At 71.5% G+C, this 25,365-nt stretch carries 23 protein-coding genes and 1 tRNA gene; 12 read left to right on the plus strand and 12 right to left on the minus strand.

The genetic code is table 11. The annotated features are described in order from the left end of the window. Nucleotides 1-103: 103 nt before the first annotated feature. Nucleotides 104-865, minus strand: a complete 762-nt coding sequence (locus ACFV1J_RS26950; protein ID WP_385862182.1) for a GPP34 family phosphoprotein — start codon at nucleotides 863-865, stop codon at nucleotides 104-106. Between the two features lie 241 nt (nucleotides 866-1,106). Here ACFV1J_RS26950 and ACFV1J_RS26955 point away from each other — a divergent pair, with 241 nt between their 5' ends. Next, entirely contained in the window at nucleotides 1,107-3,917 is a 2,811-nt protein-coding gene (locus ACFV1J_RS26955; RefSeq protein WP_385862183.1) for a D-alanyl-D-alanine carboxypeptidase, read from the plus strand. 210 nt (nucleotides 3,918-4,127) lie between these two features. Next, nucleotides 4,128-5,648, plus strand: a complete 1,521-nt coding sequence (locus ACFV1J_RS26960; protein ID WP_385862185.1) for a hypothetical protein — start codon at nucleotides 4,128-4,130, stop codon at nucleotides 5,646-5,648. A 142-nt stretch (nucleotides 5,649-5,790) separates the two neighbouring features. On the opposite strand, the gene ACFV1J_RS26965 is transcribed toward ACFV1J_RS26960, so the two are convergent. After that, nucleotides 5,791-6,510, minus strand: coding sequence for an ArsR/SmtB family transcription factor (locus ACFV1J_RS26965; protein ID WP_385862187.1), 720 nt, complete (start codon nucleotides 6,508-6,510; stop codon nucleotides 5,791-5,793). 63 nt (nucleotides 6,511-6,573) lie between these two features. Between ACFV1J_RS26965 and ACFV1J_RS26970 the strand changes: the two genes are divergently transcribed. Then, on the plus strand, nucleotides 6,574-7,407 hold the full coding sequence (locus ACFV1J_RS26970; protein ID WP_385862188.1) for an isocitrate lyase/phosphoenolpyruvate mutase family protein: 834 nt from the start codon (nucleotides 6,574-6,576) through the stop codon (nucleotides 7,405-7,407). An 85-nt stretch (nucleotides 7,408-7,492) separates the two neighbouring features. On the opposite strand, the gene ACFV1J_RS26975 is transcribed toward ACFV1J_RS26970, so the two are convergent. Both ACFV1J_RS26975 and recQ read right to left on the minus strand, forming a co-directional pair. Beyond that, nucleotides 7,493-7,777 carry a hypothetical protein gene (locus ACFV1J_RS26975; protein ID WP_385862190.1) on the minus strand — a complete coding sequence of 95 codons (285 nt, stop codon included), beginning with the start codon at nucleotides 7,775-7,777 and terminating at the stop codon, nucleotides 7,493-7,495. 434 nt (nucleotides 7,778-8,211) lie between these two features. Continuing rightward, entirely contained in the window at nucleotides 8,212-10,224 is a 2,013-nt protein-coding gene (gene recQ, locus ACFV1J_RS26980; protein ID WP_385862340.1) for a DNA helicase RecQ, read from the minus strand. Nucleotides 10,225-10,450: 226 nt separating this feature from the next. Between recQ and ACFV1J_RS26985 the strand changes: the two genes are divergently transcribed. Then, nucleotides 10,451-10,771 carry a GYD domain-containing protein gene (locus tag ACFV1J_RS26985; protein WP_385862192.1) on the plus strand — a complete coding sequence of 107 codons (321 nt, stop codon included), beginning with the start codon at nucleotides 10,451-10,453 and terminating at the stop codon, nucleotides 10,769-10,771. Nucleotides 10,772-10,964: 193 nt separating this feature from the next. Here ACFV1J_RS26985 and ACFV1J_RS26990 read toward each other — a convergent pair. The 3 genes from ACFV1J_RS26990 to ACFV1J_RS27000 all read right to left on the minus strand — a co-directional run bounded on the left by ACFV1J_RS26990 (nucleotide 10,965) and on the right by ACFV1J_RS27000 (nucleotide 11,652). Beyond that, a tRNA-Arg gene (locus tag ACFV1J_RS26990) sits at nucleotides 10,965-11,040 on the minus strand. A 157-nt stretch (nucleotides 11,041-11,197) separates the two neighbouring features. After that, a complete protein-coding gene (locus tag ACFV1J_RS26995; RefSeq protein ID WP_385862194.1) occupies nucleotides 11,198-11,491 on the minus strand; it encodes a hypothetical protein in 294 nt (97 codons plus the stop codon). After that, entirely contained in the window at nucleotides 11,488-11,652 is a 165-nt protein-coding gene (locus tag ACFV1J_RS27000) for a hypothetical protein (RefSeq protein WP_385862196.1), read from the minus strand. Before ACFV1J_RS27000 ends, ACFV1J_RS26995 begins: the two co-directional genes overlap by 4 nt. A 102-nt stretch (nucleotides 11,653-11,754) precedes the next feature. Between ACFV1J_RS27000 and ACFV1J_RS27005 the strand changes: the two genes are divergently transcribed. Next, complete coding sequence (locus ACFV1J_RS27005; RefSeq protein ID WP_385862198.1) at nucleotides 11,755-12,402, plus strand: TetR family transcriptional regulator; 648 nt, start codon at nucleotides 11,755-11,757, stop codon at nucleotides 12,400-12,402. Between the two features lie 150 nt (nucleotides 12,403-12,552). Here ACFV1J_RS27005 and ACFV1J_RS27010 read toward each other — a convergent pair whose 3' ends face one another. Beyond that, entirely contained in the window at nucleotides 12,553-13,800 is a 1,248-nt protein-coding gene (locus ACFV1J_RS27010; RefSeq protein WP_385862200.1) for a M6 family metalloprotease domain-containing protein, read from the minus strand. 313 nt (nucleotides 13,801-14,113) lie between these two features. On the opposite strand from ACFV1J_RS27010, the gene ACFV1J_RS27015 reads away from it, so the two are divergent. Further along, nucleotides 14,114-14,788 (plus strand): TetR/AcrR family transcriptional regulator, encoded by a 675-nt coding sequence (locus tag ACFV1J_RS27015; protein ID WP_385862202.1) that lies wholly within the window; start codon nucleotides 14,114-14,116, stop codon nucleotides 14,786-14,788. A 193-nt stretch (nucleotides 14,789-14,981) separates the two neighbouring features. Continuing rightward, complete coding sequence (locus ACFV1J_RS27020; RefSeq protein WP_385862204.1) at nucleotides 14,982-16,508, plus strand: MFS transporter; 1,527 nt, start codon at nucleotides 14,982-14,984, stop codon at nucleotides 16,506-16,508. Nucleotides 16,509-16,579: 71 nt separating this feature from the next. Here ACFV1J_RS27020 and ACFV1J_RS27025 read toward each other — a convergent pair whose 3' ends face one another. After that, a complete protein-coding gene (locus ACFV1J_RS27025) occupies nucleotides 16,580-17,077 on the minus strand; it encodes a MarR family transcriptional regulator (RefSeq protein WP_360944713.1) in 498 nt (165 codons plus the stop codon). Nucleotides 17,078-17,233: 156 nt separating this feature from the next. On the opposite strand from ACFV1J_RS27025, the gene ACFV1J_RS27030 reads away from it, so the two are divergent. Beyond that, a complete protein-coding gene (locus ACFV1J_RS27030; protein WP_385862206.1) occupies nucleotides 17,234-18,010 on the plus strand; it encodes a dioxygenase in 777 nt (258 codons plus the stop codon). 90 nt (nucleotides 18,011-18,100) lie between these two features. Here ACFV1J_RS27030 and ACFV1J_RS27035 read toward each other — a convergent pair whose 3' ends face one another. Beyond that, nucleotides 18,101-19,150, minus strand: a complete 1,050-nt coding sequence (locus ACFV1J_RS27035; RefSeq protein WP_385862207.1) for a questin oxidase family protein — start codon at nucleotides 19,148-19,150, stop codon at nucleotides 18,101-18,103. Nucleotides 19,151-19,637: 487 nt separating this feature from the next. On the opposite strand from ACFV1J_RS27035, the gene ACFV1J_RS27040 reads away from it, so the two are divergent. After that, on the plus strand, nucleotides 19,638-20,084 hold the full coding sequence (locus ACFV1J_RS27040) for a pyridoxamine 5'-phosphate oxidase family protein (protein WP_385862342.1): 447 nt from the start codon (nucleotides 19,638-19,640) through the stop codon (nucleotides 20,082-20,084). 90 nt (nucleotides 20,085-20,174) lie between these two features. Here ACFV1J_RS27040 and ACFV1J_RS27045 read toward each other — a convergent pair whose 3' ends face one another. Further along, on the minus strand, nucleotides 20,175-20,780 hold the full coding sequence (locus tag ACFV1J_RS27045; RefSeq protein WP_385862209.1) for a hypothetical protein: 606 nt from the start codon (nucleotides 20,778-20,780) through the stop codon (nucleotides 20,175-20,177). A 308-nt stretch (nucleotides 20,781-21,088) separates the two neighbouring features. Continuing rightward, nucleotides 21,089-21,421 (minus strand): GNAT family N-acetyltransferase, encoded by a 333-nt coding sequence (locus ACFV1J_RS27050; RefSeq protein WP_385862211.1) that lies wholly within the window; start codon nucleotides 21,419-21,421, stop codon nucleotides 21,089-21,091. 648 nt (nucleotides 21,422-22,069) lie between these two features. Between ACFV1J_RS27050 and ACFV1J_RS27055 the strand changes: the two genes are divergently transcribed. The 3 genes from ACFV1J_RS27055 (at nucleotide 22,070) to pfkB (ending at nucleotide 25,236) form a co-directional block, all read left to right on the plus strand. After that, nucleotides 22,070-23,071, plus strand: a complete 1,002-nt coding sequence (locus tag ACFV1J_RS27055) for an RNA polymerase sigma factor RpoD/SigA (protein ID WP_385862214.1) — start codon at nucleotides 22,070-22,072, stop codon at nucleotides 23,069-23,071. Between the two features lie 294 nt (nucleotides 23,072-23,365). Then, nucleotides 23,366-24,172 (plus strand): DeoR/GlpR family DNA-binding transcription regulator, encoded by an 807-nt coding sequence (locus ACFV1J_RS27060; protein WP_385862217.1) that lies wholly within the window; start codon nucleotides 23,366-23,368, stop codon nucleotides 24,170-24,172. Between the two features lie 116 nt (nucleotides 24,173-24,288). Next, complete coding sequence (pfkB, locus tag ACFV1J_RS27065; RefSeq protein WP_385862344.1) at nucleotides 24,289-25,236, plus strand: 1-phosphofructokinase; 948 nt, start codon at nucleotides 24,289-24,291, stop codon at nucleotides 25,234-25,236. Nucleotides 25,237-25,365 lie beyond the last annotated feature (129 nt).

Raw genomic sequence — 25,365 nt, forward strand, 5'->3', positions numbered from 1 at the left:
GAACGGCCGGCCCGCCACCCCGCGCTTCCTTGCTGCGGCTCCCGAACGGGATCGTGGGACGGTGGTGCACTGGTGAAACGGGTCGTACGGGCCCTTCAGGGCGTCAGCGGGCGCCCACCCGGGCCATCCTGCCGTGACCGTGCCGCGACTGGCCCGGCGTACCGGACGCGTTCGCCGTGGCGCGGGCCGCCGGTTGCCGTACGGCACCGCCCGCGGCGGCCTGCGCCCGCCGTGGTTGCGCCGCGGCGCCGTTCTGCACGTCCATGACGGCGTGGGCCACCAGCCCGCCCATGGGGTCGTGCCGGATCAGATCCCGGAGACGGGAGCGCGATGACCGCCCCTCGTTCCCTGGATAGAGGTGCTTGCCGAGTCCGACCGCATGAGCCAGCGCGGCGAGCGCCGCGGTCCGCGGGTCCGGGGGTACGCCGGTGCGGATCGCGTTGTCCAGCCGGGCCCTGATTTCCCGGCTGATGGCCGTCTCCGTCGCTTGATAGCGCGTCGTCGGCAGAACCCCGCACATCTGGCCCGCCACGGCATGCACCATGCCGCACCGTTCGAGATGCGTGAGGTACGTCTGGCGCAGCCCCAGCCGGGGCCCGCCGATCCAGTGGACCGCGCGCACCGGACTGCCGCGTCGGCGCAGCAGTTCGAGCGCGGAGTCCAGAGTCGGATCTCCTGTCGGCCGTGCCATCACCACGGCGATACGATCCCCGTCTGGGGCTATCCGTCCTGCCAGAGCCAGCTCTACTAGCTGGGCCCCGGCCAGGCCGAGGTCGAGCGACTGCGGCTGCGCTGTGGTGCCCGTCGCCGGGTCCAAAGCGAGCAGCAGAAGCTCCTCCGGAATTGTTCTGCGGCTCCTGCCCATCCATGCCTCCCCGCGTGGATGAATGACAGGGTGACCCCTCTCACATTCATCTGTCGAGAGTGCGTGGGGGGTTCGGTAGGGAACCGGTAGGTATGTCGTTCTCGTCTTGCACGTTGGCGACATCTATCCGTGGGGTTGCGGCGCATACCGGTTCGCGTGGCGGCGAGGTGCTGCCACCGGAACACAGGACACTTGGAAACACTGGGTCAATGCGGCAGTGCGACATATGAAGGAGACATCGGTGGCGGGCGAGTCCCCCGACAAGTCGGACAAGAAGCAGTCGTCGGGGGAGACGGCGCGGAGCGAACGTGATCCGCGCCTGTCCGTCCTCCGAGGGGAGCCGGCCGAGCCGGCGGAGGAATCGGCGACGGGGGAGGGCGAGGACTCGAAGAAGTCGACCGAGCCGTCCGAGGCGTCCGAGCCGAACGGGGATGCGGAGGCGTCCGCGCTGAACGGGGATGCCGAGGTGTCCGCGCTGAACGGGGATGCGGAGGCGTCGGAGGCGTCCGAGGGGGCGCAGAAGGCCGGCGGCGACGCCGAGGCCCCCGAGGTCGGTGACGAACGTCTGCGGACGGCTGTGGCCGCCTGGGTCGCCGGGAAGGGCGACGAGGAGGCCGAGGGCGGCGCCGAAGCCGGTGCCGAGACTGGTACCGAGGCTGGTGCTGCCGACGCTCGCGACACGTCCGATGACGGTGGCGCGAAGGGCGTCGAGGACGGCGCGAAGGGCGATGAGGGGCGCGCGAAGACCCGCCACGCTTCCGCAAATTCGGAGGGCGACCGGGAGCGGGAGTCGGAGGGGGAGCCCGAAGCTGCCGCCGAGTCGGAGGACGGTGCCAAGGCCAAGGCCAAGGCCGAGCCCACGGATGCGGACGAGCCCGAGGATGCGGAGGAGCCCAAGTCCGAGGCCAGGTCCGAGCCCAAGTCCGCGGCCAAGCCCAAGTCCGCGGCCAAGGCCAAGCCTGCGGTCGTTGATCAGCCGACCGCTGTGTTCAAGACCGTCGGGCCGCAGAAGGGCAAGCCCGTAGAGGCGGCCGACGAGGAGGACGGGGCCGACGGGTCGGCAGTGGATGAGGCGACCCGAGTGTTCGCTGTTGCGAAGGTCAAGGGGAAGAGCGCCTCCGCCGACACGGCCGCACCGGTCGACCAGGCGACCACCGCTTTCAAGATCACCCCGCCTGCCAAGGCCCCGGCCAAGGCTGCCGAGAAGGACGCCGAAAAGGACGCTGAAAAGGCCTCAGGGAAGGCCTCCGCGAAGGCCTCCGCCAAGAGCGAGGACGCGAAGGACGCCCCGAAGGATCCCGGCAAGGACGCCAAGAAGGACTCCGACAAGGGCAGCAAGGACGACAAGGGCAGCAACGACGGCAAGGACAGTGGCAAGGGGGTCGCTGCCGAGCGTGACTCGGAGCGGACCAGTCAGTTCGTGGCGTTGAAGTCGGCGGACGACGGCACGGCCGGCAAGTCCCTCGGCAAGACGGCGCCCCGGACCCCCCTCGGTACGCCCGGCAAGCCCGCCCCGAAGGCCGACGAAAAGGCCGCGGACAAGCCTGCCGACAAGCCTGCCGAGAAGTCGGCGGACAGGACGACGGCCAAGACGGCCGACAAGGCGGCGGACCAGGCCGGGGTGAAGGAGAAGCCCTCCGCCGCGCCGCCCAAGCCCGCGAGCGCGCCCGGTGCCCTGCCGGCCGCCGCCCCGGCCGGTGCCACCGCGCCGGCCCGTCCCGATGCACTGCCCGAGTCCGAGCGGACCAAGCAGGAGCCGCTGCCGCCGCTCGACCTCCTGGCGAAGCTCACCAACACCCCGCCGCCGCCCGAGACCCCGCTGCGCACGGTCGTCCGCCGGTTCAAGATCTGGACCCCGCTGGTGGTGCTGCTGGCGATCATCTTCGTGATCGTCCAGGGGGTGCGCCCGCTGCCCGAGCCCCAACTCGCCGTCGGCGCCTCCACCTCGTTCACCTTCAAGGGCGGCACGCTCTCGATGCCGTGGCCGGACCAGGGCCAGGCCGCCGCCGAGGTCGTCGGCGTGGGCCGGATGGGCAGTTCCGGTGCGGAGAAGCCGGTGCCGACCGCGAGCGTCGCCAAGGTGATGACCGCGTACGTGATCCTCAGCGGCCACCCGCTCAAGAAGGGCGAGAAGGGCGAGACGATCACGATCGACGCGCAGGGTGAGGCGGACTCGAAGAAGCGGGACGAGTCGCGCGTTCCGCTCAAGAAGGACCAGCAGTTCAACCAGTACCAGATGCTGCAGATGCTGATGATCCCCTCGGGCAACAACGTCGCGCGGCAGCTTGCCCGTTGGGACGCCGGTTCCGAGGAGGCGTTCGTGAAGAAGATGAACGCCGCCGCCAAGAAGCTGGGCATGACCCACACGACGTACACCGACCCCAGCGGTCTGGACAAGGCGACCGTGAGCACCGCCGTCGACCAGCTCAAGCTGGCCGAGCAGGTCATGAAGAACGATGCGTTCCGCGAGGTCGTCCGCACCGAGAACGTCCAGATCGACGGCCTGCCGGAGAAGATCTACAACAACAACCGCCTGCTCACGACGATGGCGGGTCAGGTCGCCGGCATCAAGACCGGATCGAGCTCGCCGGCCGGCGGCACGTTCATGTGGGCCAGCTACCGCACCGTCGGCGGCAAGGACCAGCTGATCCTCGGTGTGACGATGGACCAGCACACCAACAGCCCGGACCCCAACGCGCAGCTCGACCTGGTGCTGGACAACACCGAGAAGGTGATCACGGCGGCCCGTAACGCGCTGGTCTCCGACACCGTGGTGAAGAAGGGTCAGGTCGTCGGGTACGTGGACGACGGCCTCGGCGGGCAGACGCCGGTCGTGGCGACCAAGGACCTGTCGGCGGTCGGCTGGCCCGGCATGAAGGCGACGTTCTCGATGAGCACCGGCGGCAAGACCCTGCCGCACGAGGCGAAGGCCGGCACCGAGGTCGGTGTGCTGACGGTCGGCAACGGCGCGAGCACCCAGAAGGTCCCGGTCGTCCTCAAGGACGACCTCACCGAGCCGACCTTCGGGGCGAAGCTGACCCGTCTCGGGTGAGCGGTCCGGGGGCTCCGGTGGCAGCGGCAGGCGGGTCCGTCCCGCCCCGTTCCGCCGGAGCCCCCGGCCCGTTCCGCTCGTACCTCCCCGCTGGCCCGTCCTTGGTCCCGTACGTGACCGGAGCCCGTCATCGACGTAGCGCAAGCACAGAAGCCGGCCTCCGCGTCCGCCGTCGCCACGCGCCGAGCGTGGGCGGCGCAGGGCGCGGTGATGCTGATGCCCTCCGGGGTGATGCTGCTCCTGGGGGCGTGGGGGATCCGCCGCCAGGACGCCATATGGCGTGACGAGGCGGTCACCTACGACATGGCCCACCGCAGCCTGCCCGACCTGTGGCACACGCTGCTGCACGTCGATGTCGTCCACGGCCTGTACTACGCGCTGATGCACGGCTGGTTCCGGGTCTACGACGCCACCCTCGACGGGGTGTTCGGCGAGGTGGTGGGGCTGCGGTTGCCGTCGGTGGCCGCGATGACCGCCGCCACCGCGGGCGTCGCCCTGCTCGGGCACCGCCTCGTCGGCCGGCGGGCGGGCCTGCTGGCCGGCTTCACGTTCGCCTGCATCCCCGTCGTCCAGCAGTACGCGCAGGAGGGACGCTCGTACGCGACGGTCTGCGCACTGGTCGTCTGGGCCACGTATCTGCTGGTCGTGACCGCCGGGGCCGCGCAGCCCAACCCCTCGTCCCCGCACCCACGGCCGCACCCACGGCCGGTCCCGCGCCCGCGGCCCACGCTGTGGCTCGGCTACACGGCGCTCATGCTGGCCGCCTGTCTGCTGCACGAGTTCGCGTGCCTGGTGCTGCCCGTGCACGCCGCCGCGCTGATCCTCGCCCGGCTGCCCCGCCGCGTGCTGCGCGCCTGGGCGCTGTCCGCGGCCACCGTCCTCGCCGGTCTGGCCCCGCTCGCGGTGTTCAGCACCCGGCAGTCGGCGCAGATCAGCTGGCTGATGTGGCCGGACCCATTGCAGCTGCTGACCTTCGCGGTGCTGGCGGTCCTCGGCCTGGCCTGTGCCCGGGTGCGGATCCGCTCCCGCGGCCCGATCGGCCTGCGCGCCCTGGGCATTCCGCTGTTGCTCCTGCCCACCCTCCTCCTGCTGCTGCTCTCGCACGTCGAACCGGCCTACGTCGACCGCTACGTCCTCTACTACGTCGTCGGCTTCGCGCTGCTCGCCGGCGCCGCACTGGCCCGGCTGCTGCGCCCGGCCGGCGAACCGGGGCAGACCCGGGCCCGCCGGCTGCGCCGGACCGCCGCCGTCGCGCTGGTGCTGGCCGCCCTGCTGCCCATCGACGTGCATCTGCGCAGCCCGGACAGCCGGGTCGACGACGTCACCGCGGTCGCCCGGGCCGTACGCGAGGTGGCCGAGCCGGGCGACGGCCTGCTGTTCATGCCGGCCCGGCGGCGGATCTGGCGGGCGACCCGGCCGCACGACTTCCGCGGCCTGACCGATCTCGCCCTGGCCAAGAGCCCGTTGGCCTCCCACACCCTCTACGGCACCGAACGCTCCGGCGATGCCATTCGCGCCCGGATGCTGGCCAGCCGCCGGATCGTGGTCGCCGGTGACCCGGACGGCCAGCCCGCCGACGACAACGACCAGGAGATCGCCAAGCGGGCCACCCTGCGCGACGCCTTCGAGGTCTGCCGCACGACGGAGGTCCGGGGCGCCCGCATCACGGTGTACGGGCGGGCGGGGGCGTGCGGGGCGGGAGACGCCCGCGGCACCCGCGGCACCCGTTAGGTGCCGTGTCCGGCGGTCCGGCGGGCTGCTGACGCGTCCCCGCACCGCAGGTCCGGGCCCCGCACCGCCGCCCCGGGGCTCCTTACTGCAGCTCCCGGTCCCTCACCGCAGCCCCGGGTCCCTCACCGCAGCCGCGGGCTCCTCACCGCAGCCCCGCCGCCGCCCCGTCCAGCCCCAGCAGCTCCTGGAGCGCCGCCGCGCCGTCGTCGGTGAGGCGTACCGCCCGGCCGCTGCCGATCCGGCGGATCCAGCGGCGGTCGAGCAGCCGGTCGCAGAGCCGGGCGCCGGCCGTGCCCGCGAGGTGGTTGCGGCGCTCGGTCCAGTCGAGGCAGGCACGGGCCGGTGGCCGGCGGCCGGTGCGCAGGGCGGCCGGTTCGACGCCCAGCGCCTCGGTGAACCAGTCCCGGCCGGCGTCGGTGAGCGCGAAGCCGCCGTCCTGGTCGACCAGGCCGCGTGCCGTCATCGCGTCGGTGATCGCCACGCCGAGCCGGCCGGCGAGGTGGTCGTAACAGGTGCGGCCCCGGGCCAGCGCCGCGGAGGCGGACACCGCGCGCAGCCCGCGCGGCGCCCCCTGCGGCGGATCGAGGTGGGCCGTCAGGGATTCCAGCAGCTCGGCGACGTGCGGGCCGGCGAGCTGGAGGTAGCGGTGGCGGCCCTGGCGCCGTTCGACGAGCAGTCCGCCCTCGGTCAGCCGGGTCAGATGCTCGCTCGCCGTCGAGGGCGCGACCTGTGCGTACGCGGCCAGCTCGCCGGCCGTCCAGGCGCGCCCGTCGAGCAGGGCCAGGCAGAAGGCGGCCCGGGTGCGGTCCGCGAGCAGTGCGGCCAGCCGTGCGAGCTCGGTGCTGTACGCCGGAGTGGTCATGACTCGATTGTCCGCCGCGAGTCTTCGGTGCGTACCGAAGGGACTCGTGCCTACGGTGCCCGTATGAGCACCTCCCCGGAGTACGCCACCTTCCACTTCCACGCGCTGCACCATGCCGACCAGCCGCTGCTGCTCCCCAACGCCTGGGATGTCGCGTCGGCGGTCGCCCTCGCCGCGGCCGGATTCGCGGCGGTCGGCACGACGAGCCTGGGGGTCGCGGCGGCCCACGGTTATCCGGACGGCCGCGGGCTCGCCGAGGTCAAGGACGCCACCCTCGCCCTGGCCCTGCGCCTCAACGGCCGGCTGGCCTGCCCGTACACCGTCGACATCGAGGGTGGGTTCGGTGGCGGGCCGCAGCAGGTGGCGGACCTGGCGGGGGCGCTGGCGGAGGCCGGGGCGGCGGGGCTCAATCTGGAGGACGGGCTGCCCGGCGGCGCGGGGCTGCAGGACCCGGCGCGGCAGGCCGAGGTGCTCGCCGCGGTGAAGCAGCGGGCGCCGGGGCTGTTCCTGAACGCCCGGGTCGACACCCACTGGCGGGTGGACAACCCGCCGCCGCTGTCGGAGACGCTGGCCCGCGCCGAGAGCTATCTGACGGCGGGCGCGGACGGGGTGTTCGTACCGGGGATCGTCGCCGACGAGGACATCGCCGTGCTGGTCCGCGAGGTCCAGGCCCCGCTGAACATCCTCTTCACGCCGGGCCGGCACACCGTCGCCCGGCTGGCGGAACTCGGCGTGCGCCGGATCAGCACCGGTTCGCTGCTCTTCCGTACGGCCCTGCAGGCCACCCTGGGGACGGCCGAGGCGATCCGTACGGGGCAGCCGCTGCCCGAGCCGGGCGGCGCGGCGCTGGCGTACGAGGACGTCCAGCGGATGGTGGAGGAACAGCCGGGTGAGTAAGCGGATCGTGGAGGAACAGCCGGGGGAGTAAGCGGATGGTGGAGGAGCAACCGGGGGAGTAGCTTCCGCCTCCCCCGGTGGGTGCTCAGACCTGCCGGCTGCCGCTCGACTGGCGGCGGCGGTGGACGGCGATGGTCGCGCCCGCCACGCCCAGTGCGGCGGCGCCCCCGATCAGGCCCGCCTTGGGCAGGTGCCCGGCCTTCTCGGCGATCCCGGCCAGCCCGTTGTCGGGCAGCATGATCGACGTACGGCTTTCCGTGGGCGCGGTGGAATCCGCGGCGAACGCGGCGCCCGTGGGCAGCAGCAGGACGGCGAGCGCACCGGTGGCGACGGTGGCGGTACGGATCATGGAGCGGCGCTGGGCCCGCATGGGTACTCCTCGTCGGGGGCGGCTCGGGCCGCCCGGGTCACGGTACGGGAGGCACCTTACGGAGCGTCCTTAACGGCAATCCGTACGTTGTGTAACAGTCAGCAAGATCTCTGGAATCGGTCCCGTGACAGCGCGCCCGGCAGTCCCGGCCAAAGGCCGCAAGCCCGGCAAGGCGCCCGGGGCGTGCGGCGAGTGCTGCGTCCACTGCGGGGGCGAACGGGTCGTACGCGCCCCGCCGTCGGATGGCCGCGCTGAAGATTCCCCCACCCGCCGCCCCGGTCGCCGGACATGGCGCCCCGGTCGATGGCGCCCCTGCCGATACCGCCTCGGTCGTCGGCCGATACCGCAGTCCCTGACCGACACCGCCCGCTCGCCGGCCGAGGCCGCCCCGGTCGTCGTCTGACACCGCCTCGCTCGCCGGCCGATGGCGCCCGTCACCAGTCGATGTCGTCCGGCGGCTCCGGGAGCACCTCTTCCTCCTGGTCCTGCGGGGCGGGTACGGGTACGGGCCCGCGCCCGCGTCCTGGCTCGGGATCGGCGACCGCCACCGCCCGCTGCTCGGCCGCGCCGTCCCCGTCGCCCTCCCGCCCGGCCAGCACATCCAGGATCTGCTGGCCGTACTTCGCGAGCTTGTTCTCGCCGACCCCGTTGACCGTTCCGAGTTCGGCCGTCGTCGCCGGTCCCAGGAGGGCGATCTCCCGCAGCGTCGCGTCATGGAAGATCACATACGCGGGCACGCCCTGTTCCTTGGCCGCACGGGCCCGCCAGCCACGCAGCGCCTCGAAGACCGGCAGCGCCTCCTCGGGCAGATCCACCGGCGCCCGCTTGCCCTTCGCGGTCTTCGCCTTCGCGGCCCGCGCGGCCTTCTCCGGCTCCCGCCGCATCGGCACCTCACGCCCGCCGCGCAGCACCTCGCCGCTCTTCTCGGTGAGCACCAGCGTGCCGTACTCGCCCTCGACGGCGAGCAGCCCCTGCGCCAGCAACTGCCGTACCACACCGCGCCATTCGGCCTCGCGGAGATCGGCGCCCACCCCGAAGACGCTCAGCGCATCATGATCGAACTGGATGACCTTGGCGGTCTTCTTCCCCATCAGGATGTCGATGATCTGGCCCGCGCCGAACTTCTGCCCGCGCTCGCGCTGCAGCCGTACGACCGTCGACAGCAGCTTCTGCGCGGCGACCGTGCCGTCCCAGGTCTGCGGCGGGGTCAGACACGTGTCGCAGTTGCCGCAAGAGGTGCTGTCGCTCTCCTGCCCGAAGTAGGCCAGCAGCCGGACCCGTCGGCACTGCACCGTCTCGCACAGCGCCAGCATCGCGTCGAGATGGGCCGACAGCCGCCGCCGGTGGGCCTCGTCCCCCTCCGAACCGTCGATCATCTTCCGCTGCTGGACCACGTCCTGCAGCCCGTACGCCAGCCAGGCCGTCGACGGCAGGCCGTCCCGCCCGGCGCGCCCGGTCTCCTGGTAGTAGCCCTCCACCGACTTCGGCAGGTCCAGATGTGCCACGAACCGTACGTCCGGCTTGTCGATCCCCATCCCGAACGCGATGGTGGCGACCACGATCAGCCCGTCCTCCCGCAGGAACCGCGCCTGGTGCTCCGCGCGCGTACGGGAGTCGAGACCGGCGTGGTACGGCACCGCGGCGATGCCGTTGTCCACCAGGAACTGTGCGGTCTTCTCCACGGAGGCCCGTGAGAGGCAGTAGACGATCCCGGCGTCGCCGGCGTGCTCGCTCCGCAGCAGCTCCAGCAGCTGCCGCTTGGGCTCGCTCTTGGACACGATCCGGTACTGGATGTTCGGCCGGTCGAAGCTCGCCACGAAGTGCCGGGCCTCGGCCATCTTCAGCCGGGAGCTGATCTCGGCGTGCGTGGCCTCCGTCGCCGTGGCCGTCAGCGCGATCCGCGGTACGTCGGGCCAGCGCTCGTGCAGCATCGACAGGGCCAGATAGTCCGGCCGGAAGTCGTGCCCCCACTGCGCCACACAGTGCGCCTCGTCGATCGCGAAGAGGGAGACCTTGCCCCGGTCCAGCAGGTTCAGCGTCTGCTCGACCCGCAGCCGTTCCGGCGCCAGATACAGCAGGTCCAGCTCCCCGGCCAGGAACTCCGCCTCGACGAGCCGCCGCTCCTCCAGGTCCTGCGTCGAATTGAGGAACCCGGCCCGCACCCCGAGCGCCCGCAGGGCGTCGACCTGGTCCTGCATCAGCGCGATCAACGGCGAGATCACGACCCCGACACCTGGCCTGACCAGCGACGGAATCTGATAGCAGAGCGACTTGCCGCCACCGGTCGGCATCAGGACGACGGCGTCGCCGCCCCCTATGACGTGCTCGATGATCTCCTGCTGGCTGCCCCGGAACGCGTCGTATCCGAAGACACGGCGCAGTACCTGCACCGCCTCGCTCGCCTCGCCCGCCTCGGGAGCGTCTGCTGCATCCATGTCCTCGACCATTCCCACGTCCACCAGAGCCACCCCGAAAGCCTACGAGCTCCGTCCACCTCCCCGCGGCCCCTGTGGATAACTCGCCCCTCGTCCGGCCCGGCGCGGTTCCCCGAGATCGCCATGGGAGGCCGTGCGCAATCCGTTCGGCCGCACGCAACCGCACACTCTCCCCCGTCCCGGATCACGATGGTGAGGGATGCCGCGCGCCCGCGGCAGCGGGACCACCGGAGGACAGATGCCGAGGTATTTGGTGCAGGCGAGCTACACCCCTGAGGGGGCGAAGGGGCTGCTGGCCGAAGGCGGCAGCGGTCGCCGGGCCGCCGTGCAGCAGGCCGTCGCCTCCTGCGGCGGCACCCTGGAGTCGATGTATTTCGCCTACGGCGAGACGGACCTCTACTGCATCGTCGACTTCCCCGACCCACTCGCGATGGCCACCGTCGCCATGACGGTCCGGGCCTCGGGTGCGCTGCAGTCCAAGGCGACGCCGCTGCTTGCCGTGGAGGACATGGACGAGGCCGCCAAGAAGGCCGTCGAGTTCCGCCCGCCCGGCAGCTGAGGACTCCACCCGTCAAACAGCTGAGAGCTCCACTCGGCGAACCCGACACCGCCGCCGTCGCCTTCCCCGCCGTCGGCCGGCTGGGCCGTAGGGATCGCCCCGCCCTCCCCTTCCCCGCCGGCCCTCCGCCTCCCACCGGAAACCCCGTAAACGCCGAAGACCCCGAGCCATGACCGGCTGGGGGTCTTTCCGCTGGTGCCCCCGGCAGGATTCGAACCTGCGACACCCGCTTTAGGAGAGCGGTGCTCTATCCCCTGAGCTACGGAGGCGTGGATCACGGCGTGATCCGGCGACTAGCCTAGCGGATAAGGGATCCGCGCTTGCAAGGTTTGTGTTTGCGCAGGTCAGCGTGGTCGTGGCGGGGGTGCGGTAGGGGGTGTGGCGGTGTTGGGGCGGGGCCCTGCGGGGGTGTCTCCTGGCTGGGTGTCAGCCGGCGATGTGCCAGCTGAGCGTGCCGTCCGTGGTGACGAGGAGGGCGAGCAGGAGGAGGTCCGTGGCGCCGAGGGCTAGGCCCAGGAGGGCGCGGCCGCGGCGGGTGGTGCCGCGGGCCAGCGCGAGGCCGCCGAGGATCAGGGCACAGGGGCCGAGGACGAGGTTGAGGACCAGGGTCCCGAGCAGGCCGAGGATGAAGGAGGCCACGGCCATGCCGTCGGCGTGGGAGCGGGCGGCGGCGGCCGGCGCGGGGGAGATCGTCCGCGGGGCTTCGCTGAGCGCGGTCATCGGGAGGTCACCTCGGTCTTGTGGCGGCGTTCGCGGAGGAAGAAGACGAGCAGCCAGCCGCTGATGACGGTGGCCGCGATGAGGGTGACGGGGACGGGGAGGTGTGCCGCGGTGCCCAGCATGATCCCCATCAGGAGGAGGGCTGCGACGAGGAAGAGCATGATCTGCCTTTTCCACTCGGAGGACAGTTGTTCACTGAGCCCCTCCAGCATACGGCGGTACAGGGGTGGAGAAGTTAAGAGAACGGTTGTTTACTGGATGACATGAGTCACACCCTTGGGGTCCGCCAGGCCCAGAAGCAGAAGACCCGCCAGGCGCTGCTCGACGCGGCGCTCGGCCTGTTGGCGGAACAGGGCCTGAGCAGTCTGGGCCTGCGGGAGGTGACGCGGGTGGTGGGCATCGCCCCGGCCGCGTTCTACCGGCACTTCAAGGATCTGGGGGAGCTCGGTGTCGCGCTGGTCGAGGAGGCGCTCGGCAGTCTGCACGTGATGGTGCGGGCGATCCTCGCCGAACAGGACGGCGCCGAGGAGCGAATAGACCGTACGGTCGCGGTCGTCGAGCGGCACGTACGGGCGTACCCGCTGCACATCCGGTTCATCGCCCGTGAGCGGCACGGCGGCGTACGGGCCGTACGGCAGGCCATCGCGGACGAACTCGACAGGTTCGCGGAGGAGGTCGCGGCGGCGCTCAAGTCCCAGCCGGTGTCGGAGGGATGGCGCGATGACGACGTCCGGATGCTGGCCGAGCTGTACGTGGACCGGCTGGTCACCACCGCCGCCGCGCTGCTCGACGCCGACGAGGACGGGGCGCCCGGGGCCGCCGATCAGGTGGTGCGTACGGCGCGCCGCCAGTTGCGGCTGATCAGCATCGGGCGGCGGCACTGGCGGGAGGAGGGGGACGACCTTCCCTGAGGGGAGCGCTGATGAGGGGGCGCTAATGAGGGGAGCCCTTGAGGGGTGCCCCTGAGGAGGGCGCCCTGTGTGGGAGCTGCCTGGGCAGAGCCCTCTGAGGAGGGCCCCTGCGGGAGCCCCCTGCGGGCCCGTTGGTGGGGAGGTCGGGGGTCAGGCGCGGGCCGGGGTGACGCGGACGCGGTAGGTGCCGTCCTGGTTTTCCGTGAGGACGGTGACCGCGGCACCGGTGGCGTGGTCGGCGTAGGTCTCGCCGGGGAGGAAGGTCGCATCGGTCAGTTCCGGGTCGACGTACGGGTTGGCCCGGTAGCAGCCGCCGCTGTGCGGGGTGGCGTCCACGATCCGGAGCGGGCCGCGGCCGGAGGGCACGTCGGTGGCGACGCGGTAGACCAGGATGCCCGGCCGGCAGACCGCGGGGTCGAGCAGGCCGCGGCTGCGGGCCTCGACCACCAGGGCGCTGTGCGGTGAGGTCGGGATGACGACGATCTTGGTGCCGCCCGGTGTGGAGACCGGGGTGAGGGTGTGTTCACCGGGCGTCCCGTGCGGCGGCGCGCAGTGCACCTGTTGGGGCGCCAGCCAGCCGAGCTTCCACTTGTGCCAGCCGACGAAGTCGTTGTTCGGCCCCCAGTCCTCGTCCATCGGGTCCCAGTGGCCCACCGGTGGCGGCTCCGGGCGGTCGTCCGTGTAGTAGAGGTCGGGCAGCCCGAAGCTGTGCGCGTTCTCGTGGTTGAGGACGCGGAAGGCGCTCAGCCCGGACTGCCGGCTCCAGATGAAGGACGCGTTCCGGAACGGCACCCCGTCGGCCGTCTTCAGACCCAGATCGCCCCCGCTGAACGTGACCGACAGGACCGTACGGGTGGCCGGCGGCCCCGCGTTGGGCGCCGCGATGATGTTGATGACGTCGTAGTCACGGAAGTTGACGATCGGGTCGATGGTGCGCACGACCTCCTGCGACAGCGCGTGATAGCCGCCGTCCGAGGCCGGGTCGAAGTTGGTGCCGCGCTGGATGCCGTACGCGGCCAGTGGCCGGGACATCCGGATCCACCGGAACAGCGGTATCGGCAGGTAGGTCAGCCTGCCGTACGAGCTGGTGCGGAAGAAGTCGGTGGTGGCGGGGAAGAACTCGGCGAAGCGGGCGCTGGCCGGCATCGTGGCGCGGGCGTCCGGAAAGTCGATGAAGAGTGTCAGGGCCCGTACGACGCCCGACGAGCGGGCGAAACCGGCGGGGGTGTCGGCCGATTCGGCGACGTCGTTGGTGATGCCGTGCAGCGCGCAGGGGCCGCTGGGCGGGGCACCGGGCCCAGGAGGTATGGCCACGGCGTTGGGGGGTGAACCCAACGCTATGGCCGCCGCCGCGGTGGCCGCACCGGCGGCCAGCACCGCGGATACCTTGAGCTTCATAACGATCACCTTGGGACGCGGGGTGATCGCTCGCGCGCGGAATTACATCAATCGGAGGCACGGGGCCACCCGGGGCCACCCGGGGCCGGGCGAGGGCCACCGGGGGAGCGGGAGAGGGCGGGCGAGGTGCGCGAGAGGGGCGGGACGCGGGCCGCCGCGGCCGTGTGCGGCAGGTCACATGCCGACGTGAAATATCCGGGGAGCGGTTCCCCGTTTAACCAGTCGTTCGGTCAAACCGGGGAGCCTTTCCCCGGTTGGCCGGGAGCCGGGAAGTCGGAAGCCGGGAAGTCGAGAGTCGGAAGGGGTGAGTCGGATGGTCGTAGGTGTCGGCGCCACGAGTGCCAAGAAGGTGAAGCACGGCACGTCGTCACCCCGGCTGCGGGCGGACGCGCTGCGCAACCGGGAGCGGATCATCGCGGCCGCCCGCGAGACGATGGTCGAGTTCGGGGCCGACGTCCCCTTCGATGAAATCGCTCGACGTGCCGGGGTCGGCAATGCGACGCTTTATCGTCACTTCGCGGATCGCCTGGAGTTGATCCACCACGTCACGCTCTCCGTCATGTCCCGTACCGCGGACCGGGCGGAATCCGTCCTTGTCGAGGAGTCCGATGCCTTCCGAGCGCTGAGGCGCTTCGTCCACGCTGCGGTGGAGGAGAAGATCGGGGCCCTGTGCCCGTTGCTCTCCGACGGCGTCGACCGTGACCACCCCGATCTGGTCGCCGCGCGCGCCCGCCTGGAGGCGGCCGTCGAGGCCCTCATGGGCGCCGCACGCGACAGCGGTCAGCTGCGTACCGACATCGCCGTCGGTGATCTGATGGTCGCGATCACCCAGCTCACCCGGCCGCTGCCGGGGAGTGCGTGCATCGACTTCGACAAGTTCGTCCACCGGCATCTGCAGCTGTTCCTGGACGGCCTGCAGGCGCCCGCCCGCTCCGAACTCCCCGGTTGTGCCGCCACGTTGGAGGACCTCAGGCGCCGGAAATCCTGACGCATCACGTATCACGTATCACGCATCACGCATTGCGTGTCGCGCATCACGCGTCACACGTCCCCGCGCCGCCTCTCTCCTTCCTCTCTCCTTCCTCGCTCGGCCTGCTACCTCCCCCTCCATTCGTCCGTCCCGTTCGTCCCGCCCCCTCCTTCGCTCTTGTTCGCTCACACGCCACTAGGTGGATCCCGCCATGCCTGAAACCGTCCCGTCCGTCGATCCCCGGCGCTGGAAAGCGCTGATATTCATCGCCCTCGCCCAGCTGATGGTCGTCCTCGACGCGACCATCGTGAACATCGCGCTGCCCTCCGCCCAGAAGGACCTCGGCATCACCGACGCCAACCGGCAGTGGGTGATCACCGCGTACGCGCTGGCCTTCGGCGGACTGCTGCTGTTCGGCGGGCGGGTCGCCGACCTGTGGGGCCGGAAGCGGACCTTCATCACCGGGCTGGCCGGATTCGCGATCGCCTCCGCGCTCGGCGGGGCCGCGGCCAACGAGGGCGTGCTGCTCGGTGCGCGCGCACTGCAGGGCGTCTTCGGCGCGCTGCTGGCGCCCTCCGCGCTCTCCCTCCTCGCCGTGACGTTCACCGAGGCCAAGGAGCGTGCCAAGGCGTTCGGCATCTTCGGTGCGATCGCCGGTGGCGGCGGCGCCGTCGGTCTGATCCTCGGCGGTGTGCTCACCCAGTACATGAACTGGCGCTGGACCTTCTTCGTGAACATCCCGTTCGCCGCGATCGCCGCGACCGGTGCCTACCTGGTCATCCGGGAGCCCGCGGGCAGCCGTAACCCGTCCCGGCTGGACATCCCGGGCGTCGTCCTGGCCACCCTCGGTCTGGTCTCGCTGGTCTACGGGTTCACCCGCGCCGAGTCCGACGGCTGGCTGGCCGGCCCGACGCTGGGGCTGTTCGTCGCGGCCGCCGTGCTGCTGCTGACCTTCGTGCTGGTCGAGTCCAGGGTGAAGGCGCCGCTGCTGCCGCTGCGGGTGGTCTCCGAGCGGAACCGCGCCGGCGTCTACGCGTCGCTCGGCCTGGCCGTGATCGGGATGTTCGGACTCTTCCTCTTCCTGACCTACTACCTGCAGAAGGTGAAGGGGTACTCGCCGGTCGAGACCGGTCTGGCCTTCCTGCCGATGATCGCGGGCATGATCACCGGCTCGACGCAGATCGGTGCCCGGCTGATGACCCGGGTCCGGCCGCGGCTGCTGATGGCCCCCGGCTTCGTGGTGGCCGCGACCGGCATGCTGGTGCTGACCCAGATCGACCTGGACACGTCCTACCCGGCGCTGATCCTGCCCGGCTTCCTGCTGATGGGCCTCGGCATGGGTACGGCGTTCATGCCCGCGATGTCGCTGGCCACCCACGGGGTCCAGCCGCGCGACGCCGGTGTCGCCTCCGCGATGGTCAACACCTCGCAGCAGGTGGGCGGCGCGATCGGCACGGCCCTGCTGAACACGATCGCGGCGAGCGCCACCACGGCGTACGCCACCTCGCACGCGGCCGGTGCGCACTCCCGTGATCTGCTCAAGCTCCAGTCGATGGTGCACGGCTACACCACCGCCATCTGGTGGGCGGTCGGCATCCTGCTGCTGGCCGGCACGATCGCCTTCACCCTCATCAACACCGGGCGTCCGGGCGCCGGTTCGCCGGTGGCCTCCTCGGCGGACGGCAAGACCGCGGCCGAGGGCGCGGACGAGGTCCCGGTCCCGGTGATGGCCCACTGAGGCGCGCCACGCCGGCTCCTACCGGGATCTGAGGCATGACGGGCGCCGGCCTTCTCCGGCTTCGCTGAGGGTCAGCGGAGCCAGGGGAGGTCGGCGCCTTGGGGTTGCAGCCCTTCGGTCATCACCTGGCAGATTTCGGCCAGGTGACCGACCTGCTCCGGCGACAGGCGGTCGAAGATCGCGGCACGGACGGCGGCGACGTGTCCCGGGGCCGCCTTCTCCAGCACCCGCATGCCCTCATCCGTGAGGTAGGCGTTCTGGCCGCGCTTGTCGGACGGGCAGTTCTCGCGCCGCACCCAGCCGTTCTTCTCCAGGCGCGCGATCGCGTGCGAGAGCCGGGAGCGGGTGATCTTGGCGTTCTGGGCCAGCTCGGTCATCCGCAGCCGGCGCCGCGGTGCCCGGGAGAGCTGGACGAGCAGTCCGTAGTAGACGTGCGGCATCCCGGCGTCACGCTGCAGCTGACGGTCGAGGTGGTCCTCCAGGAGCGTGGTGGCGTGGAGGTAGCACTGCCAGGCGTATTGCTCCTCGTCACTGAGCCAACGCGGCTCGGGTGCGGGTTCGTTGCTCATGCCATTCACTCTCTCACCGCTAGGAGAGTTCTTTAAGTTTTAACAAGTCCCGGCTAGACTGGCAACCAATGCTTGAAGGTTCAAGTAATTGGAGCTGCGGTGGCCGGATGTCACTGCATCTATCGACTACCGCCAGTGTGACGCCGTGGAGATGTGATGTCTGTAATGCCGGCTCTCTACCTCAGCCATGGCGCGCCCCCGCTCGCCGACGATCCGGTGTGGCCCGGTCAACTGGCCGCCTGGTCCGCGCAGCTGCCGCGCCCGAAGGCGGTGCTGATGATCTCCGCGCACTGGGAGGCGGCCCCGATCGCCCTCGGCGCCACCGAGACCGTGCCGCTCGTCTACGACTTCTGGGGTTTCCCCCGCCACTACTACGAGGTGCGGTACCCGGCCCCCGGTGCCCCGGAGCTGGCCGAGCGCATACGGAAGACGCTGCGGACGGCCGGCACCCCGATCGCGGACCTCCCCGACCGGGGGCTCGACCACGGTGCGTACGTCCCGCTCGTCGAGATGTACCCGGACGCCGACGTTCCGGTCCTTCAGCTCTCGATGCCCACGCTCGATCCGCGCCTCCTGTACGAGACCGGCCGCCGGCTCGCCCCCCTGCGCGACGAAGGCGTACTGATCATCGGCAGTGGGTTCTTCACCCACAACCTGGCGGCGCTGCGGCAGTCGCACGACGGCACGCCCGCCTGGTCGGCGGAGTTCGACGACTGGGGGCGGCAGGCCCTGGAGGCCCAGGACCTCGACGCCCTCTTCGACTTCCTCCACAAGGCGCCGGCGGGGCGGCTGGCGCATCCGCGCACCGAGCACTTCGCGCCGCTGTTCGTGGCCCTGGGGGCCGCGGACGCCCAGGGGCAGCTGGACAGCGGGCGGAGCGTGATCGACGGCTTCTGGATGGGGCTGGCGAAGCGGTCGCTGCAGTACGGCTGAGTGTTGGCTGATCCGGGCTGATCCCGGAGATCGGGACTGGTCATCCCTGGTCGGGGCCGGTCAGGGTTGCTCAGGGGTGCTCAGGGATGATCAGTCGTCCACGTCGATCAGCGCGACGGCGTTCAGGGCCGCCGACAGGGCGCGGGTGTCGCCGTCCTCGGAGGTCGCGGCCACGTCCAGCGCGGTGTCGGCGAACTTGATCGCATGCTCGTTCCCGTTGGCGACCGCCCGCGCGAAGACCTCCTCGGGGGTGAGGGAACCGGCGTCCGGGGCCCGGCGCGGGGTGTCCGCGGCGTAGATGGCGGTGATCGCCGAGGTCGCGGCCCAGGCCACCGTGAAGGAGGCCGCCCACAGCTCCTGGGGAAGCGCGGGCAGGATGCGCAGGACCGCGTTCGGCGCGGTGGCGGCGTGGACCAGCATGATGCCGTTTCCGTGGCCGTAGTCGCCGTAGTTGAGGGTGGCGGCCCGGACGAGCGCGGTCAGTCCCTCCCGTACGGCCTCCGGGCCCTCGGGAACGTACAGCGACTCGGTAGTTGCCAACCATCCGTCCGTATCGGGGAGTTGGGCATAACCCTGGACCGGTGCGACCCGCTGGTCGGCAATACGGGGGACGGCTGCGAGTGCCTCGGCAGGGGTGGCGTGGCCGGTGGGGCGTACGGCGGTGGGGAGCGGCAGATGCCGGGCGGCCCAGTAGCCGAGGGCGTGCGCGAACTCGGCGAGCCGTGGGGGATTCTCCCCCTCTGCCAGGAGGCTGCGGACGGCGTGCCCCAGGCGGATGACCGGGTGGGTGGCGGCGCCCGCGATACCGGGGAGCAGCCGCGGCCACCACTCGGCGAGAACGTCCCGCCAGGGCCGTTCGGCGACCCGCTCGGTGAAGTACGCGGTCCAGTCGGTGACCCGGTCGGTCTCGCCCAGTGCCTGCTGCCAATTGGCGTCCGTAATGGGTGACTTGGCGACCGGTACGTCCTCCAGCTTGTGCTCGTAGGTGTCGAGCCAGCGGTGGACGGTGCGGGCCTGGCCGTTGCGGACCATCGCTTCGATGGCCATCGGGCCGTGGTTGCTCAGGAATCCCTTGAATTCGGGGCCGGATGCGTGCAGGCGCTGTAACGCCTCGTCGAGTGTGCCGCTCGTCGTTTCCATGCGCCGAGGCTAGGTCGGCCGCGGCCGGGAACGTAACGGGCTTTCGGCTTACGGCGCTGGTCGTACGGCCTTGGGGGGATGGGTGGAGGGAGGCGAGGGGCTTGGGGCCAGCCGGACGTGTCGGGGGGGGGCTGGGGGCGTTCGGGACGGTCGGGGCGATTGTCAGTGGCGGGTGGCAGGCTGATGTCAGTGATCGGATCGGAGGGTCGCAGCGGCGGTCCGGGCTGAGGCGGCGGGTCGACCGCGCCGCTGATCCGGCACGGAAAACCCGACAGGAGGTGTCGGGTATCGGGGGGAGGGTGACGTCATGAGCAATGGCGGCATGAGTGACGGCAAGATCGAGGACAGGAACGAGGGCGGGAACGACGGCAGGAACGGGGGCAGGAACGGGGGCAGGAACGGGGGCGGGACGAGTCGAAGTGACGTGCCGATCGCCGGAGTTGCCTGGTCGGTGGTCGAGGAGGCGGTGCCCGAGCTGGCCGGCCGGGTGGGGGCTCGCTTCGGGGCGTACCGGCACCACGTGCTGGCCACGCTCCGGCGGGACGGCGCACCCCGACTCAGCGGCCTGGAGGCGGACTTCCGGCACGGGGAGCTGTGGCTGGGGATGATGAACGGCTCACGCAAGGCCCAGGACCTGCGGCGCGATCCCCGCTTCTCGCTGCACGCCAATCCGGGGCAGCACAGCGAGGTGCCGGAGCTGGGGGACGTACGGGTGTCCGGGCGGGCGGTCGAGACGACCGACCCCGAGCTGATGGCGCGCTACGCGGTGGAGGTGCGTCCGCCCGAGCCGTTCCACCTGTTCCGGGCGGAGGTGACGGAGGTGGTGCGTACGTACATCGAGAGCCCGTGGGTGGTGGTGGAGACCTGGTCGCCGGGTCGGCCGCTGCGCACGATACGGAGGACGTCGGAGGACGCGACGCTGGAGGTGGGCTGAGGCGGCTCCGCCAGGCGACTGCTCCGGGGCTTTCGGACGATGCTGTTCAGCGTTGTTCCTGGGCGTTCCGAGGAGGGGACACGTCCGGCGTCAGCGAGTGGCGGCGGGGAGGCGGCGGCGGTGGGTGCCGTGCGGCTGGCGCGGGCGGTGTGCGCCGTGGGGTTCGTGGGCGCTACGGGCGCGGAAGAGGTAGAGGGCGGAGAGGAACATGATCCCGCCCATGACGAACCCGAAGATGCAGGACTTCAGGATCGTCTCCCCGCCCAGGCTGTAGACCCAGCCCATCGACAGCCCGAAGAGCGCGCCGTAGGAGAGCGCCCGGGTTTCGGTGAGCATGGAGGACTGGTAGCGGGCGATCAGCAGCCCGAGGACGCCGGTGACCACGGCCGCGGCGACTCCGTACAGCAGGGCCGGTCCGCCCTTGATGCCGGCGGTGTGGGTGCGGAAGATCGTGAACAGGCCGAAGGCGAGCGCCGCGATGATCGGCCATGCGACGGTGGCCGGGACGCGCTCGGTCATGGCCGCCAGGCGTGAGGTCTTCGAGGTTCCCGAGGTCCTCGCGGTCCCTGAGGTTCCCGCGGCCCCTTCCGCGGCGGCGGAGCCGCGGCGGGGGTCGGCGGTGGCTCCGTGTTCGACGTCGACCGTGCCGTGTGAGCGAGCGGCCCTCGCGCCGCGCCGGCGAGCGTGCTGGTCCATGGCGGGCTCCTCTCGATCGCCCCGCTGGTTGTGGGCCCGCGTTCCCCCGGGCCCACTCCCGTATGCCTGCGTGCCCGGGGGCCTTGCCGTCGGCCGCCTCCCCGGCACGCCTCCTGTCCAGGCGACACCCGGGGGGCCGCCGCGTCAACCGGAGCAGCGGGGGGCCGGGTCGTACGAGCTGAGCCGTACGGGGCGGGCCGTCGGGGTGAGCCCGTACGAGGTGAGCCGTACGGGGTGAGCCCGTACGAGGTGAGGCGAAGTGTGAGGCGGGCGTGCCAGTCGGTCGCGCGGGGTGGTCGCCGGGCTGATCAGCCGAGGTCCTTCTGGTACCAGGCCACGTCCCAGTAGCGGCCGAACTTGCGGCCCACCTCCGTGTACGTGCCGATGTGCCGGAAGCCGAAGCGGGTGTGCAGGCGGGTGGAGGCCTCGTTCGGCTGGGTGATGCCTGCGTACGCTCGGTGCACGTCCTCCTTGGCCAGCGCCTCGAACAGGGCCTCGTAGAGGAGCGTGCCGACGCCACGGCCGGCGGCCTCCGGGGCGCAGTAGACGGTGACCTCGACGGACGGGGCGTAGGCGGCCTTGGGGCGGAAGGCGCTGCTGGTCGCGTAGCCGAGCAGAGTGGCCGCCGGGCCCGGGCCCATCTCCGTCCCCAGGCCAGTGTCCCGCGCCGGGCCCGTGGCCAGCCCCGGGCCAGTAGCCAGCCCCAGGCTCGCGTCCAGTCCCGGGCCCGTTTCCAGCCCCGGTCCTGCGGCTGCCGCCGCAGGGCGTCGGACCTGCTCGTTGTGCCTCGGCCCGTTGGGCGGGTTTTTTGTCCGTTCTGCGGGTACCTGCGCAACCAGAAGCCGGTGGGGGCCGTCTTGAGGGTGGGAGAGCAGCCAGGGGCGGCGCTCCTCGGGGGTGAAGGGCTCCAGGTCGAACGTGATCGAAGTCTCACGAATGTAGTGGTTGTAAAGATCCGTAAGGGCCGGAAGGTCCGCCTCGATGCCCGCTCTGACCTGCACTTCCCCTTGCCCTGACGGCATACGACCTCCTCGGTGGGAGCGCAGGGTACTGCATGATCAGAAAAATAGCCGCGCCGTGTGGGAATTCTGTCCGGATTCCAGCCGTTGTTTCCTTCGGACGGGCCACTCGGCAAGCATCGCAGCCGATGCCCACCGGTATCGGCGCACGTCAGTCGGTGTGAAGCCGGTGTGACACGCCATGTCGCACCGCACACGTCGCAGCGCGTGGTGCAGCAACCGGCCCGCCCCACCGTCCCGCGACCGACTCATCGCAAAGGGAGCACACGCATGGCAACCCGTGCCGTCGCCCGACGTCAGGAAAGCACCAGCGCTTCTGACGGGGCCAACAGTGTTCGCGCCGTAGGCGGGGAGATCGCCGACCGCGACCTGGTCGGCATGTACCTCGACGAGATCGCGCGTACGCCCCTGCTCGACGCCGCCAAGGAGGTCGAGCTGTCCCAGACCATCGAGGCGGGTGTCTACGCCCAGCAGATCCTGGACGGCGAGGTCACCGACGGCAATGCCGCAGGTGCCAGCCGCGAGGAGCTGGAGGCGCTGGCCGCGGAGGCCGCCAAGGCCAAGGACATCTTCATCCGTTCCAACCTGCGGCTGGTCGTCGCGGTGGCGCGCCGCTACCCGCGCGCCGGACTCCCCCTCCTCGACCTGATCCAGGAGGGCAACGCCGGCCTGGTGCGGGCCGTGGAGAAGTTCGACTACGCCAAGGGCTTCAAGTTCTCGACGTATGCCACGTGGTGGATCCGTCAGGCGATCACCCGCTCCATCGCCGACCAGTCGCGCACGATCCGGCTGCCCGTGCACCTCGTCGAGGAGCTGGGCCGGATCCGCCGGGTGCAGCGCGAGTTCAACCGTGAGAACGGCCGCGACCCGGAGCCCGAGGAGGTCGCCGGCGAGCTGGGCACCACGCCCGCCCGCGTCACCGACGTACTGGACTGGGCCCGCGACCCGGTCAGTCTCAACATGTCGGTGGACGACGACGGCGACACCCAGTTCGGCGACCTGCTGGAGGACACCTCCGCGGCCTCGCCCGAGCAGTCGGTGCTCACGCTGCTGCGCAGTGAGGAGCTGGAGGACCTCATCGACCGCCTCGACCACCGCACCGCGTCCATCATCAAGGCGCGCTACGGCATCGAGGACGGCCGCGAGCGCACGCTGACCGAGGTCGGCAAGCAGCACGGCCTCACCCGCGAGCGGATCCGGCAGATCGAGAAGCATGCGCTGCTGGAGCTGAAGCGGATGGCGCACGACACGGGGTTCGACGCGGCCGCGTAACCGATAACCCCGGTAAACCTGCTTCCAGCGCGCAGGCGAGCAAGCGAGCAAGCAGGCAGTAGCAGGACGAGCCCCGGTGCCCTTTGCGGCGTCGGGGCTCTTTTGTGTGGCCGCCTTTCCGGTCTTTCCGGTCTTGCCGACCTTTACGGTCTTTCCGGTTTGGTGTTGCGGCTTCCGCCCCTGTCGATGTCTGTTTGAGTCCGGCTGACGCCCGAGTCTGTTTACTTCGCCGAAATGCAGGCGTAGCATCGAAGCGAAACCACAGGTTCGGGCAGGGAAACGGACACAAACGCGATGTACGCACCGGAACGGCAGCAGGAGATCCTGCGACTGGCCCGTGAGAGCGGGCGGGTCGACGTACTCTCCCTCGCCGAGGAATTCCAGGTCACCGCCGAGACCGTACGGCGCGACCTCAAGGCGCTGGACCGGGCCGGTCTGGTGCGCAGAGTGCACGGCGGTGCCATCCCGGCCGGCCGGCTGGACTTCGAGCCGGACCTCGCCGAGCGGGACGCCGTCGCCGCCGACGAGAAGCTGCGCATCGCCCGCGCCGCGCTCGCCGAACTCCCGGGCAGCGAGAACGGTGAGCACGGCGGCGGATCCCGCGGCGGCCACGGCTTCGGCAGCGTGATCCTGGACGCCGGCACCACGGCCGCCCGGCTCGCCGCCGAGATCCCGCTGGAGGCCGAGCTGACGGTCGTCACCCACGGGCTGCCGGTGGCCGCGCGGCTGGCCGACCACCCCGGGCTGACCCTGCACCTCGTAGGCGGCCGGATCCGGCACCGTACCCGGGCCGCGGTCGACGACTGGGCGCTGCGCGCCTACCGCGAGATCAACGCCGATGTGCTGTTCCTGGCGACCAACGGCTTCTCCCTCGACGGCGGGCTGACCACGCCGGACCTCGCGGAGGCCGCGGTCAAGCGGGCGCTGATCCGTGCCGCCCGCCGGGTCGTCCTGCTCGCCGACTCCGGCAAGTTCGAGCAGCGGCACTTCGCCCGCTTCGGCGACCTCTCGGACGTGGACCTGCTCATCACCGACACCGGTCTGAGCCCCGACGACGCCCTCGCCATCGAGCGCGCAGGCACGGAAGTAGTACGCGCATGACCTCCACCGATCCGCGCATGACGCCGACCAACCTGAAGCCGTCGGCCACGGGCCCGAAGCCGTCCGCCACGGACCCGCAGCCCTCGGCCTCGGACCTGCAGCCCTCCGCCACCGACCTGATCCTCACCGTCACGCCCAACCCCAGCCTGGACCGTACGTACGAGATCCCGGCGCTGGAGCGCGGGGCCGTGCTCCGGGCGACCGCGGACCGGATCGACCCCGGCGGCAAGGGCGTCAACGTCTCCCGGGCGCTCACCGCCGCCGGCCACCGCACCCTCGCCGTACTGCCGTTGGGCGGTCCCGCGGGTGCGGCGCTGGCCGGGCTGCTGAACGCGGAGGGGATCGAGGTGGCGGGGGTGCCGGTGGCCGGCCAGACCCGTTCCAACATCTCGGTCGCCGAGCCGGACGGCACCCTCACCAAGATCAACGCGACCGGTCCCGAGCTGTCCGCCGACGAGTCGGAGGCGCTGCTCGCCACCGTCGGCGAGCGGTCGGCGGGCGCCCGCTGGATCGCCTGCTGCGGCAGCCTGCCGCGCGGTCTGGCGCCCGAGTGGTACGCGGAGCTGGTCGCCCGGGCGCACGGTGCCGGGGCCCGGATCGCCCTGGACACCTCCGGCCCGTCGCTGACCGCGGCCCTGCGCGAACGCCCGGACGTCGTCAAGCCGAACGCCGAGGAGCTGGCCCAGGCCGTCGGCCGCCCGCTCGTGACCGTGGGGGACGCGGTCAAGGCCGCCGAGGAGCTGCGGGCGCGCGGTGCGCGGGCCGTACTCGCGTCCCTGGGGGCGGACGGCCAGCTGCTGGTCGACGAGAACGGCACCCACTTCGGCAGCGCGCCGGTCGCCGCCGTCCGCAGCAACGTGGGGGCCGGCGACGCGTCACTGGCCGGTTTCCTCGCGGCCGGCGGCATGGGGAGGGCCGCGCTGGCCGCGGCGGTGGCGCACGGCGCGGCCGCCGTCCAACTGCCCGGCAGCCAGATGCCGACGCCGCGGGACCTGGCTCCGGCGGCGGTCATGACCACCGATGACGTGCCGTACGACCGGCCGCTGACGGAGCCGGTGTCATGAACGGGCGGGTGGGCCTCGTGAGCGGCGGGCCGGGTGTCAGGCGGCGCCGAGTGGGTGTCATGAACGAGCGGCCGGGGGCCATGAGCGGCGGGCCGGGTGTCACGCCCCGCCGGGTGGGTGTCATGCGGC

It is taken from the genome of Streptomyces sp. NPDC059649 (assembly GCF_042734445.1).
Classification (GTDB): domain Bacteria; phylum Actinomycetota; class Actinomycetes; order Streptomycetales; family Streptomycetaceae; genus Streptomyces.